This is a genomic window from Sporichthyaceae bacterium (assembly GCA_036493475.1).
In the GTDB taxonomy this organism is placed as follows: domain Bacteria; phylum Actinomycetota; class Actinomycetes; order Sporichthyales; family Sporichthyaceae; genus DASQPJ01.
On record DASXPS010000012.1, the window covers coordinates 25,110 to 38,628 of the forward strand.

The 13,519-nt window shown below is 70.1% G+C and carries 15 protein-coding genes; 8 read left to right on the top strand and 7 right to left on the bottom strand.

Going from position 1 to position 13,519, the window contains the following annotated elements; translation table 11 throughout:
- Positions 1-3 precede the first annotated feature (3 nt).
- Positions 4-2,127, bottom strand: coding sequence for a DHA2 family efflux MFS transporter permease subunit (locus tag VGJ14_01215; GenBank protein ID HEY2831015.1), 2,124 nt, complete (start codon positions 2,125-2,127; stop codon positions 4-6).
- Positions 2,128-2,165: 38 nt separating this feature from the next.
- On the opposite strand from VGJ14_01215, the gene VGJ14_01220 reads away from it, so the two are divergent.
- Positions 2,166-2,603, top strand: coding sequence for a nitroreductase family deazaflavin-dependent oxidoreductase (locus VGJ14_01220; GenBank protein ID HEY2831016.1), 438 nt, complete (start codon positions 2,166-2,168; stop codon positions 2,601-2,603).
- On the opposite strand, the gene VGJ14_01225 is transcribed toward VGJ14_01220, so the two are convergent.
- Positions 2,590-2,904 (bottom strand): DnaJ C-terminal domain-containing protein, encoded by a 315-nt coding sequence (locus VGJ14_01225; protein HEY2831017.1) that lies wholly within the window; start codon positions 2,902-2,904, stop codon positions 2,590-2,592. The two genes, VGJ14_01220 and VGJ14_01225, sit on opposite strands and share 14 nt — an antisense overlap.
- 722 nt (positions 2,905-3,626) lie before the next feature.
- Between VGJ14_01225 and VGJ14_01230 the strand changes: the two genes are divergently transcribed.
- The 4 genes from VGJ14_01230 to VGJ14_01245 all read left to right on the top strand — a co-directional run bounded on the left by VGJ14_01230 (position 3,627) and on the right by VGJ14_01245 (position 6,683).
- On the top strand, positions 3,627-4,127 hold the full coding sequence (locus tag VGJ14_01230; protein HEY2831018.1) for a hypothetical protein: 501 nt from the start codon (positions 3,627-3,629) through the stop codon (positions 4,125-4,127).
- A gap of 86 nt (positions 4,128-4,213) precedes the next feature.
- On the top strand, positions 4,214-4,723 hold the full coding sequence (locus tag VGJ14_01235) for a hypothetical protein (GenBank protein HEY2831019.1): 510 nt from the start codon (positions 4,214-4,216) through the stop codon (positions 4,721-4,723).
- Positions 4,723-5,994, top strand: coding sequence for an Ig-like domain-containing protein (locus VGJ14_01240; GenBank protein ID HEY2831020.1), 1,272 nt, complete (start codon positions 4,723-4,725; stop codon positions 5,992-5,994). The genes VGJ14_01235 and VGJ14_01240 overlap by 1 nt, the downstream gene beginning before the upstream one ends.
- On the top strand, positions 5,994-6,683 hold the full coding sequence (locus VGJ14_01245) for an LPXTG cell wall anchor domain-containing protein (GenBank protein ID HEY2831021.1): 690 nt from the start codon (positions 5,994-5,996) through the stop codon (positions 6,681-6,683). Before VGJ14_01240 ends, VGJ14_01245 begins: the two co-directional genes overlap by 1 nt.
- A gap of 1 nt (position 6,684) precedes the next feature.
- Here VGJ14_01245 and VGJ14_01250 read toward each other — a convergent pair whose 3' ends face one another.
- From VGJ14_01250 to VGJ14_01265, 4 genes are read right to left on the bottom strand one after another with little or no spacing between them, the layout of a single operon-like run.
- The gene (locus tag VGJ14_01250; GenBank protein HEY2831022.1) at positions 6,685-7,476 is read right to left on the bottom strand and encodes an MBL fold metallo-hydrolase; all 792 of its coding nucleotides are present in this window, start codon (positions 7,474-7,476) and stop codon (positions 6,685-6,687) included.
- Positions 7,473-8,357, bottom strand: a complete 885-nt coding sequence (locus VGJ14_01255; GenBank protein ID HEY2831023.1) for an NUDIX hydrolase — start codon at positions 8,355-8,357, stop codon at positions 7,473-7,475. The genes VGJ14_01250 and VGJ14_01255 overlap by 4 nt, the downstream gene beginning before the upstream one ends.
- Positions 8,358-8,388: 31 nt before the next feature.
- On the bottom strand, positions 8,389-8,853 hold the full coding sequence (locus tag VGJ14_01260) for a RidA family protein (protein HEY2831024.1): 465 nt from the start codon (positions 8,851-8,853) through the stop codon (positions 8,389-8,391).
- Positions 8,850-9,008, bottom strand: coding sequence for a DUF4177 domain-containing protein (locus VGJ14_01265; protein ID HEY2831025.1), 159 nt, complete (start codon positions 9,006-9,008; stop codon positions 8,850-8,852). The genes VGJ14_01260 and VGJ14_01265 overlap by 4 nt, the downstream gene beginning before the upstream one ends.
- Positions 9,009-9,065: 57 nt before the next feature.
- On the opposite strand from VGJ14_01265, the gene VGJ14_01270 reads away from it, so the two are divergent.
- On the top strand, positions 9,066-10,061 hold the full coding sequence (locus VGJ14_01270) for an ArsA-related P-loop ATPase (protein ID HEY2831026.1): 996 nt from the start codon (positions 9,066-9,068) through the stop codon (positions 10,059-10,061).
- Complete coding sequence (locus VGJ14_01275) at positions 10,058-11,212, top strand: ArsA-related P-loop ATPase (GenBank protein ID HEY2831027.1); 1,155 nt, start codon at positions 10,058-10,060, stop codon at positions 11,210-11,212. The genes VGJ14_01270 and VGJ14_01275 overlap by 4 nt, the downstream gene beginning before the upstream one ends.
- Before the next feature lie 123 nt (positions 11,213-11,335).
- Here VGJ14_01275 and VGJ14_01280 read toward each other — a convergent pair whose 3' ends face one another.
- Positions 11,336-11,635, bottom strand: a complete 300-nt coding sequence (locus VGJ14_01280; protein HEY2831028.1) for a WhiB family transcriptional regulator — start codon at positions 11,633-11,635, stop codon at positions 11,336-11,338.
- A gap of 463 nt (positions 11,636-12,098) precedes the next feature.
- Between VGJ14_01280 and VGJ14_01285 the strand changes: the two genes are divergently transcribed.
- The coding region (locus tag VGJ14_01285; protein HEY2831029.1) for a transglycosylase domain-containing protein at positions 12,099-13,519 on the top strand (1,421 nt) is incomplete at its 3' end.

The window sequence follows — 13,519 nt, forward strand, 5'->3', positions numbered from 1 at the left end:
GCGCTAAGTGCGTGCGTGGTGCGCGGGGCGGATGACGGAGAACAGCACCGAGTCGACCAGGCCCCGGTCGGCGGGCAGGCCAGCCATCAGCGAGTGGAACCACACCGGCCCGAGGAGCTGGTCGATGGCGTACTCCACCGGGACGGCCAGTCGATCGGACTCCCGCCGCAGCCGGGCCTCCAGCACCGCGCGGCGCGGCCCGGTCACCCGCTCCCGGAAGGCCGCCTCCAGCTCCGGGTTGCGGGACACCTCGGCGACCAGCGCGCCGATGACCTGCCGACCACGCGGCGTGGAGATCGTCTCGCCCATGTCGGAGAGATACGCACGCAGGTCGGACTTCAGGTCGCCGGTGTCGGGGATGGGGTGCGCGTCGAACACCTCTTGGATCGCCGCGGTCACCGCGTCGATTCGCGACGTCCAGTACCGCTGCAACGTCGTGGTCGCCACTCCGGAACGCGCGGCGACACCGTTGTAGGTGATCGACGACATGCCGGCGTCGGCCAACAACCCCAACGTGGCCACCGCCAGGTTGCGGCGCACCGGAGTGTCCAGCCGCTGCGCGGCGCCGTCGATGAGCACGGTGAGCTCGGGCTCGGCGAGGTTCTCCGGGCGCGCGGGCAGCCAAATGAACGCCACCAGCGCACCGGCGAACGCCACCCCCGCCGCCACGATCACGCTGATCGACAACGCGTGCACGAAGGCCCGGTTGGCCGCGTCGGTGAACGCCTCCGCGGTGGCCGCGGGTAGCTTCCCGGCGACGATGGCGGCCGCGCCCACCGATTCCCGGGCGGCATCGGCCGCGGCCGCATTCGCCTTGTCCACCTGCTGGAAGGTCGCGGACGAGGCCAGCCGGTCGCCGTACAGCGCGGTGGTCACCGACCCCATCACCGCGACGCCGAGAGCGCCGCCGACCTCGCGGGTGGTGTCGTTCATCGCCGACCCGACCCCGGCCTTCTCCGGGGGCAGCGAGCCCATGATCGAGTCGGTGGCCGGGGCCATTGCGAAGCCCATGCCGACCCCGATGATGCACAGCACCGCGGCGATGAACCCGTAGCCGCTGTCCGCGTGGATCCGGCCGAACAGCAGCAGCGCGACGCTGACCAGCACCAATCCGCCCGACACCACCGCCTTGGTGCCGAACCGGGCGACGAGCTTGGCGCTGGTCGGTGCGGCGAGCATGAGCACCCCGGCCACCGGCAGCAGCGCCACCCCGGACTTCAATGGGCTGTAGCCGAGCACGAACTGCAGGAACTGGCTGACGAAGAACAGCGAGCCGAACATCGCGAAGAACACCAGGGTCACCGCGACCGAGGCGGCGGTGAACCGCGGATTGGCGAAGAAGGAGATCTCCAGGATGGGCGCCGGGACGCGCCGCTCCCACACCACGAAGGCGGTCAGCAGCAGCACCGCGGCGAGGAACGAGGCCACGATCAGCGGGGCGCCCCAGCCGTCGCTCGGGCCCTGGATGATCCCGTAGAGCAGGGCGACCAAGCCCGTGGTCCACAACACGGTGCCCACCACATCCAGCGGCGGCGACTCCTGCTCGGTCGAGTTGGGCACCACGGCGATCGTGGCGAGCACGGTCACCGCCACCACCGGGACGTTGACCAGAAACACCGAACCCCACCAGAAGTGCTGCAGCAGGAAGCCGCCCGCCAACGGCCCGATGGCCACGCCCAGCCCGGACACCCCGGCCCAGATGGCGATGGCCCTGGCCCGCTCCGCAGCGTCAGTGAAGACGTTGGTGAGAATCGACAACGTGGCGGGCATGATGAACGCCGCGCCGAAGCCCTGGACCGCGCGCATGAGAATGAGCGCGTCCGGGCTGTGCACCTGCGCGCAGGCGAATGATCCGACGCCGAAGACCACCAGCCCGGCGATCAGGCACGGCTTGCGGCCCAGCCGGTCCCCGGTGTTGCCCGCGATGAGCAGGAACCCGGCGAACACCATCGTGTAGCCGTCCTCGATCCATTGCAGCTGGGTCGAGGTAGTGCCCAGCTCGCGTACGAACGAGGGCAGCGCGACGTTGACGATCGTCCCGTCGATGCCCGTGATCAGCAGCGCCAGGCACATCACGGCGAGCACGGCCCAGCGGCGGTTGGACGCGGTCGCGGTCGCCGTGCTCACGGCGGCCATCCTTACCCACCGCGATAGCCTCAGCGCCCATGGGAGCCGGGAACGCCGCCAAGGACAAGGCCAGCAAGCTGGCCGCAGGCCTGCACGCCACCGTCATCCGCCGCTCCGGCGGCAAGATCGGGCAGAAGTTCCGGGGCGCCCCGGTGTTGCTGCTGACCACCACCGGTCGCAAATCCGGCCAGTCACGCACGTCGCCGCTGCTCTACCTGCGCGACGGCGACGACATCGCCGTGGTCGCCAGTTACGGCGGCGACGACCGCTTCCCGGCCTGGTACCACAACCTGGTCGCCAACCCCGAGGTGAGCGCCGAGGTGGACGGCAAGAAGGTGCAGCTGCGGGCTTCGGTTGCCGACGCAGCGACCCGAGCGCGGCTCTGGCCGGAACTGCTGACGATGTATAAGACCTACGAGAGCTACCAGAAGAAGACTGACCGGGAGATCCCCGTCGTGCTGCTCAGCCCGCGCTGACCTCGACGCGCACCAGCAGATCGCCGAATCCATCCGGCGCCGGGGCGTTGCTGCGCGGCAGCCGGAACAGCCGACCGGTGCTGGTGCCCGGCGGAATACGCAGGCGCACGTTCTGACCGGGCGCCGGCACCGAGATCATCGCCCCGTGCTCGGCCTCTTCGGGGCGGATGGACACGACGAGGACCAGTTCGCCCGCGGCGCGTTCGAAGCGCGCGGACAGCGGCTTCTGTAGCGACTCGGGCCCGCCCGGCCAGGCCGGACGACTCCAGCGGTCGCGCTCCAACCAGTTGACGACGCTCATCGCATCCCTCCCGGTAAAGGCAGATCCTGCGGGTTACCCGTGAGGAAGGGAACCTCTTTCTGACGGTCAAAACCTGCTGACCGCTTCCTACCCCGTACGACGATCGGCCAATCGATTTCATTCCCGTCCCGGGGACGCCAGGTGAAGAGCGAACCGCCGGTGGACGAAGCGCAGCCGGCCGGACGGTGCTCGTCACCCACGTATGAGTCTTTTCATCGTCGCCTGCGAGTAAATCGACGCGGCTGCGGCCGACTCGTAAGCACTTTCGGTGCTGAGCAAAATACGCTTCGTATACGCCGCGCCGTCCACCTTCCCAGCACCATCCAGCTCAGCAGTAGTGCGCGCTTTAGCCGCGGGCAATTTTGGTAATCGGGACAAGATCTCCTTGACCCGCCGGAGCAGGCTGGTCCGGCAAAAGGCCAGGTCAGTGCCGAATTCGGCAGCGACGAGCGATCTTGGACGCAGCGGGCGTCTGCCCGGTTCCAGGGTGTTTCTCGCCCCGCGCCAACCGTCACGGAATGCGCGATCCGGACAATGGCCAGCAACTTGATTTTCGGCTGACATCCGTCATTCCCCGACGCCAACATTTGTCACGTCGCCCCGACATTCGATCGGGCCGCGAGGGGAAATGCCCTCGGCGCAGGTGGGGAGACCTGCCGCCGAATAGGCCCCGCCTGCCGGGCTCTCGCATCACACCATCCACCTCTGGGGGAGTACTACCCATGCGCATCACCAAGAAGAAGATCGCCGGCGTCGTCGCCGCCACCACCGTCGTCGCCCTCGGCTCCACCGCGGCCTTCGCGTACTGGACCGGCAGCGGCTCGGCCGATGGCTCCACCACCCTCGCCGCCGGCTTCGCGGACCTGCACGCCGCCCTGACCATCGCCGACAGCGGCACGCTGATGCCGGGCGGTTCCGTCCAGGTCACCTCGGCCTCGATCAGCAACCCCAACGCGTCCACCATCTACATCACCGGCTTCGACGCGCCCACCTTCACCTTCGACGCGGCACACACCGGCTGCTCGGCAAGCTGGTTCACGCTGACGAACCTGCCGGCGAGCATCGCCACCCCGATCCCCGCCGCCAACGGCACCACCGTGATCAACACCGTCCCGCTGAACATCCAGCTGACCATGAGCAACCTCGTGGGCACGGACCAGGGCGACTGCAAGAACGCGACCATCACCGTCACCTCTGCGCTGCACACCCAGACGACGGCGTAGTTCCACTTCCGGACCGGTGGGGCGGCGCCAGGCCCCGCCCCACCGGCCCGCATCTGACAGCACGTCACTTTCGACAGGGGGATCCGATGACTGGGTCGCACACCCGGCTGCTCGGCGGTAGCGGTCGCCATCGTGCGCCCCGCCCTCGCCGCATGGCCCGCGGGGCCGTGGTGGTGGGAGCGGGCCTGGTCGCCGTGGCCACCGCCGCGCCCGCCTTTGCGTTCTACGCGGGCGGCGGCACGGCGACGGGTAGCACCACGCTCGCGAACCCCCTGGCGTTCGCGGCGAGCGGCACCGCGACGGGGCTGTACCCCGGCGGCGCGGCCGACGTCGCGCTGACCATCGACAACACCGGCGGTCCCGCGCTGACGCTGCAGAGCGTATCCCTGGACACCACGCGCACCATCGTCATCAGCAACGCGCCCGGCTGCACGATGCCCGCGGTCTCGATCAGCTTCGCCGGATCGATCGCCATCCCGGCCAACGCGTCCACCACGGTCACGCTTCACAACGCCGCCACCATGGGCACCACATCTCAGAACGCCTGCCAGGGCGGCACATTCAAAATCCCGGCTACCGTGACGGCGGTGCAGTGATGGAGCGTCACAGCGCACGCCGATCGGCGTTGCTCACCGCCGGCGTGACCGGCCTGATTCTTATCGGCACCGGCGTGCCCGCCTGGGCGTTCTGGTCGCAGCCGCCCTCCGACGCCGTCGTTCGCACGACGGCCACCGCGATGGGCACGCCCCGCGGCGGGGTATCCGCCGTCGTGACTCTTCGGCTGGTGGGGCTGCCCGTCGCCGGACATCTGCACTTCACCATCACCGACCCGCCCGCCACCGGGCCGACGCCGCTGTCCTATCGCGTCACCCGCCTGAACGGCTCGACCGTCTGCACCATCGTGTCGCCGGCCACCAGCTGCGACGGTCCGACCACATTGATCCCGGACGTGCTCGGGGTCTACCGCGTGGTCGCCGTGCGCTATCAGTGGGAGTCGCGGCACCCCGCCTTCGTATCGGTGCTCAGCTCGATCTTCACCAACGGCCTCTCCGTCGGGCTGACCGCGGACGCCGGGGGTGCCGACGCCGAGGTGGGCGGCCCGATGAGCCTGGCGGTGCCCGGCACGCCGACGCTGATGGCAGCCGACGACACGGGCGTCGAGGACGACTCGGTCAGCAACGCCGCGGCCCCGCGCGTCACCGGCACCGCTGACCCGGACAGCACCGTGCGACTGACCGCCGGGAACACCGAGGTGGGCCGCGGTACGGCTGACGACAAGGGTCACTACAAGATCCCGGTCACCCTGGGCGACGGCGACCACGCGGTCATCGCGTCCACGGTTCAGGACGGGATCAGCAGCCCCGGCTCCGCGTCCTCCGACGTGGTGGTCGACCGCTCCGGGCCCGACCTGAAGGTCAAGGCCGTCGGCAGCGGGGACGACGCGAAGGTGACCGGCACCGTCGGACGCGACGCGGGCGACCAGCCCACGGTGACGATCCAGGCGGACAACGGTGCCGTCGTCGACGCGACGCCGACCGTGGACGCCGACGGATCGTTCGCGACCGCGATCAAGCTGAAGTCGGGGACGACCAAGGTTCGGGTCACCCAGCAGGACGAAGCCGGCAACCAGACCGTCCGCACGGTGTCCTTCGACGGTCCCGACCCGGCGCCGGCCAAGAACGATCCCCCGCCTCCCGCCACCGACGCGTCTGCGCCCAAGAAGGACGACGTCACGAAGGACTCGACGGGCTCGACCAACTCCGGTCAGGACGTGCCCGCCGCGACGTCCACAGGCGGCAAGGCCGAGGACGACCCCGCCCCGGCGCAGCCCGCCGATACCAGCTCCACCGGGAAGGACGCCGACTGATGGCCACCACCGCCTCCTGGCTCGTTGCGGCCACGGCCGGCGCCGCCCTGGTGCTGACCGCCGCGGGCACCGCGAGCGCCGCCACCCAGCTCCACTTCGGCATCGCCGGCGCGCCCACCGGCACGCTGTACCCGGGCGCCACCGGCGTCATCGACCTGCTGCTGACCAACCCGAACGACGTCTCGTTGCGGCTGCAGGATCTGACGGTGACGCTGAGCTCGATCATCCCCGCCGTCGGAGCCGTGGGGCCCTGCACCGCGGCCGACTTCGTGATCGACCAATTGCCGAGCAACGCCGGCCTGATCCTTCCGCCGCACTCGAACCAGACGCTGACGGCGCTGGGCGTCACCAACGCCGACCTACCGCGGCTGACCATGCTCGATTCGGCCCAGAACCAGGACGGCTGCAAGTCCGCCGTGGTCAACCTGCATTACGTCGGCGACGCTCTCGTCGGTAGCGGCGGGGGTGACGGGTCCGACCACGCCCACGACGGCGATGGTCACGACCACGATGGCAACCACGACCACGACCACGCGGACGGCGATGGCGATTCCGGCCCGACGCACACCGGCACCCTGCCGAGCACCGGCGGGTCCCACGTGCAGGACATGACCGCCGCCGCCTCGGCGCTGATCCTGTTCGGCACGGCCACCGTGGCGGTCGTCCGCCGGCGTCGGCACAGCAGCTGAGTCAGGCGCCGACGCCGAGATACTCCAGTTGGGCCGCCACCGACCATTCGGCGTACGGCCACAACACCGGATCGACGTCGGCGTAAACGCGTTCGACCACCTGCCGGGACGTTCGGTCGCCCGCCGCAACCGCGGCGCGCACCTGATCCAGCCGCTCCTGACGGTGCTTCAGGTAGAACGCAATTGCTTCGCCGGCGTGCGGCAGCACGGCCCCGTGACCGGGGTAGACGACGGACACCGGCTCCGGGGTCATCGCGTGCAGCCGCTCCAGCGATGCCAGGTAGTCGGCGAGCTTCCCGTCCGGGTGCGCGACCACCGTGGTGCCCCGGCCGAGCACGGTGTCCCCGGTGAGGATCGCCCGGTCCGCGGGCAACAGCAGGGTCACCGAATCCGAGGTGTGCCCCGGCGTGGCCAGCACCTGCAGATCCAGGCCGTCGACAGCAATGCGCTCGCCCTCGACCAGTCCGCCGCCGCCGCGTTCCCGGAACTCCGGCTCCACCGCGCGCACCGGGGCCTGCGCCAACTCGGCGAACCGCGCCGCGCCCTCGGTGTGATCGGGGTGCCGATGCGTCACAATCACCAGGCCCACCGAACGGTCGCCCTCCGTGGCCCGCGCCAGCACCGCGGCCAGGTGCCCCTCGTCCAACGGCCCCGGGTCGATCACCACCGACTGTCGCCCGCCCGGATCGGCCAGCACCCAGGTATTGGTGCCGTCCAGCGTCATCGGGCTCGGGTTGGGCGCGAGCACGCAGTGCGCGCGCTCGCTGACCGCGCCGCCGGTCCACCCGCTCACGACAGCTCGACCTTGAGCGGCGGGTCCTCGGCGTCCAGCAGGACGTGCGCCTCCTCGCCGCGTAACTCAACCGCGGGCATGATCTGGCGAATCCTTCGATCCGCCGCCCCGGCCAACGTGGCCGCCACGGTGGAGAATTCGGCGAGCTCGGCCAGGGTGATCAGCGTCGGCGGCATGATCCGCAGCCGGCCGGCCTTCCACCGGTCCACCGCGACGCCGGGTGCGATCCACTCCACCCGGTCGGCCTCCTCGCCGAACTCGCGGGTGCGCTGGCCCTCGGGCAGGGCGGCGACGAAGAACCTGGTGTCGAACCGGGTCGGCTCGACCTCCGGGGTGATCCAGTGCGCCCACGGCCGCAGCAGGTCCGCGCGCACGAACAGGCCACGTCGGTCGAGGAAGTCGCCGAAGCTCAGCGTCCGGTCGATCAACGCGCGCCGGTCGATCTCCCAGTCCTCACCGGAGGTGTCGGCGACCACGCCGTGTTCGTCCGGTCCGGCCAGCAGCACGCCGGATTCCTCGAACGTCTCCCGCACCGCGGCGCAGACCAGCGACCGGGCCAATTCCTCGGAGACGGAGAACGCCGCGGCCCATTCCGCCGGCGGCGGCCCCACCCACCCGATGGACACCGCCGCGTCGCGCGGGTCCACCGAGCCGCCGGGGAACACGTACATGCCGGCACCGAAGTTCATCGTGCGCTGCCGTCGCAGCGTGTAGACCTGGGTGGCGCCGTCCCGTTCGCGCAACAGCATGACCGTGGCCGCGTCCCGCGGGGGCACCGGCGTCAGCTGCCCGGCCTGCAGTTGGCGGACCTTCTCGACCAGGCCCTCGGGCAGCCGCCGGCTGGTGATGAACCCAGCCAGCAACTCCGGGACGATGCTCATCGCTGCGCCATCCGTCCGTGGCGTCGGTGCCTCACGCGGTGACCTCGACCACGAGCTCGACCTCCACCGGGGCCCCCAGCGGCAACGCGGCCACCCCAATGGCCACCCGGGAGTGCTTACCCGCCTCGCCCAGGACGTGGCCGAGGAACTCGCTGGCCCCGTTGACCACCTGCGGCTGCTGGATGAACGACGGCTCGCAGGCCACGTAGCCCACGACCTTCACCACCCGCACGATCTTCTCCAGACCACCGGCCGCCGCGGCCGCCGCGGCGAGGCCGTTCAACGCGCAGCGCTGCGCCAGGCCCTTGGCCTGCTCCACAGTGACGTCCGCGCCGACCTTGCCCGCCATCTGCAGTTGCCCGTCCACCATCGGCAGCTGACCGGAGACGAACACCAGGTTCCCAGAGCGGACCGCGGGCACGTAGGCGGCCAGCGGTGTGGCGACCTCCGGCAGGTGCAGCCCCAACTCCGCCAGCCGCTCCTCGCGAGGGCTCACGTGAGCGGTCGTTTGAGGTAGGCCACCAGCTGCTCGGGGTTGTTCGGACCGGGCACGACCTGGACCAGTTCCCAGCCGTCGGCACCCCAGGTATCGAGGATCTGCTTGGTCACGTGCACGAGCAACGGCAAGGTGGCGTACTCCCATTTCTGCATGCCCCGGAGCTTAGGCGGCGTCAGCACCGACCTACCCGGCCGGCTACGCTCACGCACATGGCCGTCGCCTTCCGCAACCGCTGGGCGGCCGTTGAGTTGCACATCGTCACCGGCAAGGGCGGCACCGGAAAAACCACCGTGGCCGCGGCGCTTGCGCTGGCCCTGGCCGCCGACGGTCGGCGCACGCTGCTGGTTGAGGTGGAGGGCCGCGGCGGCATCGCGCAGCTGTTCGACACCCCGCCGTTGCCCTACGCGGAACGGCGCATCGCGGTCGCACCCGGCGGCGGTGAGGTGCATGCGCTGCCGATCGACGCCGAGGAGGCGCTGCTCGAGTACCTGGAGATGTTCTACCACCTGGGTCGCGCGGGCCGGGGCCTGCAGCGACTGGGCTTCGTGGACTTCGTGACCACCATCGCGCCGGGGTTACGCGACGTGTTGCTGACCGGCAAGGCCTACGAGGCGGTCGGGCCACGCCGCGGCGGGCGGCCCAGCTACGACGCGGTGATCATGGACGCCCCGCCCACCGGACGCATCGCGCAGTTCCTCAACATCAACACCGAGGTGGCCGGGCTGGCCAAGGGCGGTCCCATCCACAAGCAGGCCGAGTCGATCATGCGGCTGCTGCGCTCCAAGCGGACCGCGGTGCACTTCGTCACCGTGCTGGAGGAGATGCCGGTACAGGAGACGTTGGACGGCCTGCGTGACGTGGCCGACGTCGGACTGCCGACCGGCGCGGTCATCGTCAACATGGCGCGTCGGGCGATGCTCTCCGACGAGGACCTGGCCGCCGCGGAAAAGGGTGCCCTGGACCGCGGGGCGATCTCCGCCGCGCTGGCCCGGGTAGGGGTGCCGGCCGACGAGGAGATCGTCGAGGGCCTGTTGGGGGAGGCCCGCGAGCACGCGGTGCGGGTCGGGCTGGAGCGCGCCGAGCGGCGCGACCTGGACGCCGCCGGGCGCCCCGTCTACGTGCTGCCGGCACTCGCCGACGGCATCGACCTCGGCGGGTTGTACCGACTCGCCGACGAGCTGCGCGACCAGGGGCGCGGGGCATGACCGTCACCCGGCCACCCGAGCCGATCGGCGTCGACGCCATGCTCGACGACCGCGACGTGCGCATCGTGGTGTGTTGCGGATCCGGTGGCGTCGGCAAGACCACCACCGCGGCGGCGCTCGCGGTGCGCGCGGCCGAGCGCGGCCGGCAGGTCGTCGTACTCACCATCGACCCAGCCCGCCGGCTCGCGCAGTCCATGGGCCTGACCGAGTTGGACAACACCCCGCGGCCGGTGGCCGGTCTGGACACCTCGGCGGGCGGTTCGCTCGAGGCGATGATGCTGGACATGAAGCGCACGTTCGACGAGATCGTGCAGACCCATTCCGAACCCGGCCGGGCCGAGGCGATCCTGGCCAACCCGTTCTACCAATCGCTGTCCTCGTCCATGGCCGGCACCCAGGAGTACATGGCGATGGAGAAGCTCGGCCAGTTGCGCCGGGCGGGCACCTGGGACCTGATCGTGGTGGACACCCCGCCGAGTCGTTCCGCGCTGGACTTCCTGGATGCGCCGAAGCGGCTGGGGTCGTTCCTCGACGGCCGGGTCATCAAGATCCTGGCCGCCCCGGCCAAGGCCGGTGGCCGCGCCTACCTGAAGATCGTCTCCGTCGGGTTCAACATGATGGCAGGCGTGGTCACCAAGGTGCTGGGTGCGCAACTGCTCAAGGACGTCGCCGCGTTCGTCGCCGCGCTGGAGACGATGTTCGGCGGGTTCCGGGAACGGGCCGACGCGACGTTCCGACTGCTGAAGAACCCGGAGACGCGGTTTCTGGTGGTGGCCGCCCCGGAGCCGGACGCGCTGCGCGAGGCGTCCTACTTCGTGAAGCGACTGTCCGAGGAGCGCATGCCGCTGGCGGGCCTGGTGCTCAACCGGGTGCACTCCTCCGGTGCCGCCGCGCTGTCGCCCGGCCGGGCGCTGGCCGCGGCCGAGGACCTGGACGCCGCCGGCGACACCCCCGACCTCGCCTTGACCGCCGCCCTGCTCCGGCTGCACGCCGAACGCATGGCCACCATCGCCCGCGAGGAGAGCCTCACCGAGCGGTTCTGCGCCGCGCATCCCACCATCCCCATCGGTGAGGTCGCCGCCCAGCCCGCTGACGTCCACGACCTCGACGGCCTACGCATCGTCGGCGCGGAGCTGGCAAAACGTCGCTGACGTCATCCGCCTCGACCACCATCCGCGCCGGTTTCGTGGCGCAGGCGGATGACATCAGCGTTGGCCACAAAAAATTCGCCCCCCGCACCTGGCTTGGTGCGGGGGGCGAGAAGTATCACTTGATCAGCCGGCCTCGGGCAGCGCTTTCGGCGAGAGGTGCTCGTCGCGGGCCGTCTCCAGCAGACCCCGCCAGGAGGTCACGTTCGGCCGGCGGCGCAGCAGCGCCCGTCGTTCACGCTCGGTCATACCGCCCCAGACACCGAACTCGACCCGGTGGTCGAGGGCGTCCGCGAGGCACTCGGTACGCACGGGGCACCCCATGCACACCGCCTTCGCGCGGTTCTGCGCCGCGCCCTGGACGAACAGCTCGTCCGGTGCGGACTTACGGCAACGCGCCCGCGAAGCCCATTCGGTGTCCCACATCTACCTGCGTCCTTCCCCCTGGCGAGCCGGCCCGGCGGGCCCGAACCGTTGTGTGCCGAACGTGACCGTACGTAGTGACGGCCCCGTTCCAACAGAACCCAAACGGATCAATGCCGAGTAGTCCGAAGGGGTCAGTTGTCACAGGTTGTTCGTGCCGGGTTGGACGCACCCCGGTCACAGCCGGTTCCCCTGAGCAGACCCACCACTGCGGACTGTTTGGCACCCCCCGGATCGCTTGGTAGAACAAAGATGAGGGATGCCCGGGCAGTGCGGAATCTCCCTTGCGCCATGTGAGGGAGGCCCCTGACCTGGGCGTTTCGGTTATAAACGGGCACTCACGACATGTTGAACGGACCATGGCCTGGCAAGCGCCTGGACATTTCTGACACCCGGGGGAATGCGCATGGTCACCGTTGCGTGAAGGCCCTCGCGCAGCGGCCGACGAGTCGTACTCTTTATGTTCATGAGGACTCCGTGGGGGCGGCGTCCGGATGGTGGGCGGGACAATCCCGACAATCCGGACGAGGGTGCGCTCCAGTCACAGACCGTGAACCGCGAGGCCGACGAGGAATCGTCGACGAAGCCCCGGCGGCGGTTGCTGCGCGTACTCCTGGCCCGGGTGTCCCGGCCCCGGCCGGGTGGCGCACCGAGAGTAGTCACGCCGGCACTGGGCACCTACGGGCCGGCCAAGCCCACCAAGCGCACCTACGCGACCGGGTTCATGGGTGTCTGCGCGCTGTCCGGGGCCCTGGTGGCCGGCATCGCGCTGCCCGTGGTCGGCACCGGCGCGGTGACCGCGAAGCACCTCGCCCAGGACTTCCAGGCGCTGCCCTCCGACCTGGAAACCCGTCCCCCGGCGCAGGCCTCGGTGGTGCTCGCCTCGGACGGCACCCGGATCGCCACGTTCTACGACGAGAACCGGGTCAACGTCCCGCTGGACCACATCGCGCCGATCATGAAGCAGGCCATCCTGGCCATCGAGGACTACCGCTTCTACGAGCACGGCGGCATCGACATCAAGGGCACGATGCGTGCCTTCGTGAACAACCAGGGTGGCGACAACAGCACCCAGGGTGGTTCGACGCTGACCCAGCAGTACGTGAAGAACCTGCTGATCCAGCTGTCCGACGGTGACCCGGACAAGATCGCCGCGGCCCGCGCGCACACGGTCAAGCGCAAGGTTCAGGAGCTCAAGTACGCCCTGGAGATCGAGAAGAAGATGTCCAAGGACCAGATCCTGGACAACTACCTGAACATCTCCTACTTCGGCTCCAGCTCCTACGGCATCGAGGCCGCGTCCCGACACTACTTCTCGAAGAGCTCGAACAACCTGACGCTGACCGAGGCCGCGCTACTGGGCGGCATCGTGCGGAGCCCGTCGGCCTACGACCCGATTCAGCACCCGGACGCCGCCAAGGACCGCCGCGACGTGGTGCTGAACCGGATGCGCCAGCTGAACTACATCACCGAGGACCAGCTCAACAAGGCCAAGGCGGAGGACCTCGGGCTGCGGCCGTCGGCGAACTCCAACGGCTGCACGAACTCCCCGGTGCCGTTCTTCTGCGACTACATCACCCACGTCATCCTCAACGACCCGGTGTTCGGCCAGAGCGAGCAGGACCGGGCCGACCTGCTGTCCCGCGGCGGGCTGACCATCCGCACCACGCTGGACATGAAGGCGCAGCGCGCGGCCGACCAGGCCATCCAGGACAAGACCGACCCGACCGACAAGGTCGCGGCGGCGCTGGCCTCGGTGGAGCCGGGCACCGGCAAGATCCGGGCGATGGCGGTCAGCCGGGAGTACGGCGGCGGCAAGGGCCAGACGGTGATCAACTACGCCACCGACTACAACTACGGCGGGTCCCGCGGCTTCCAGGACGGCTC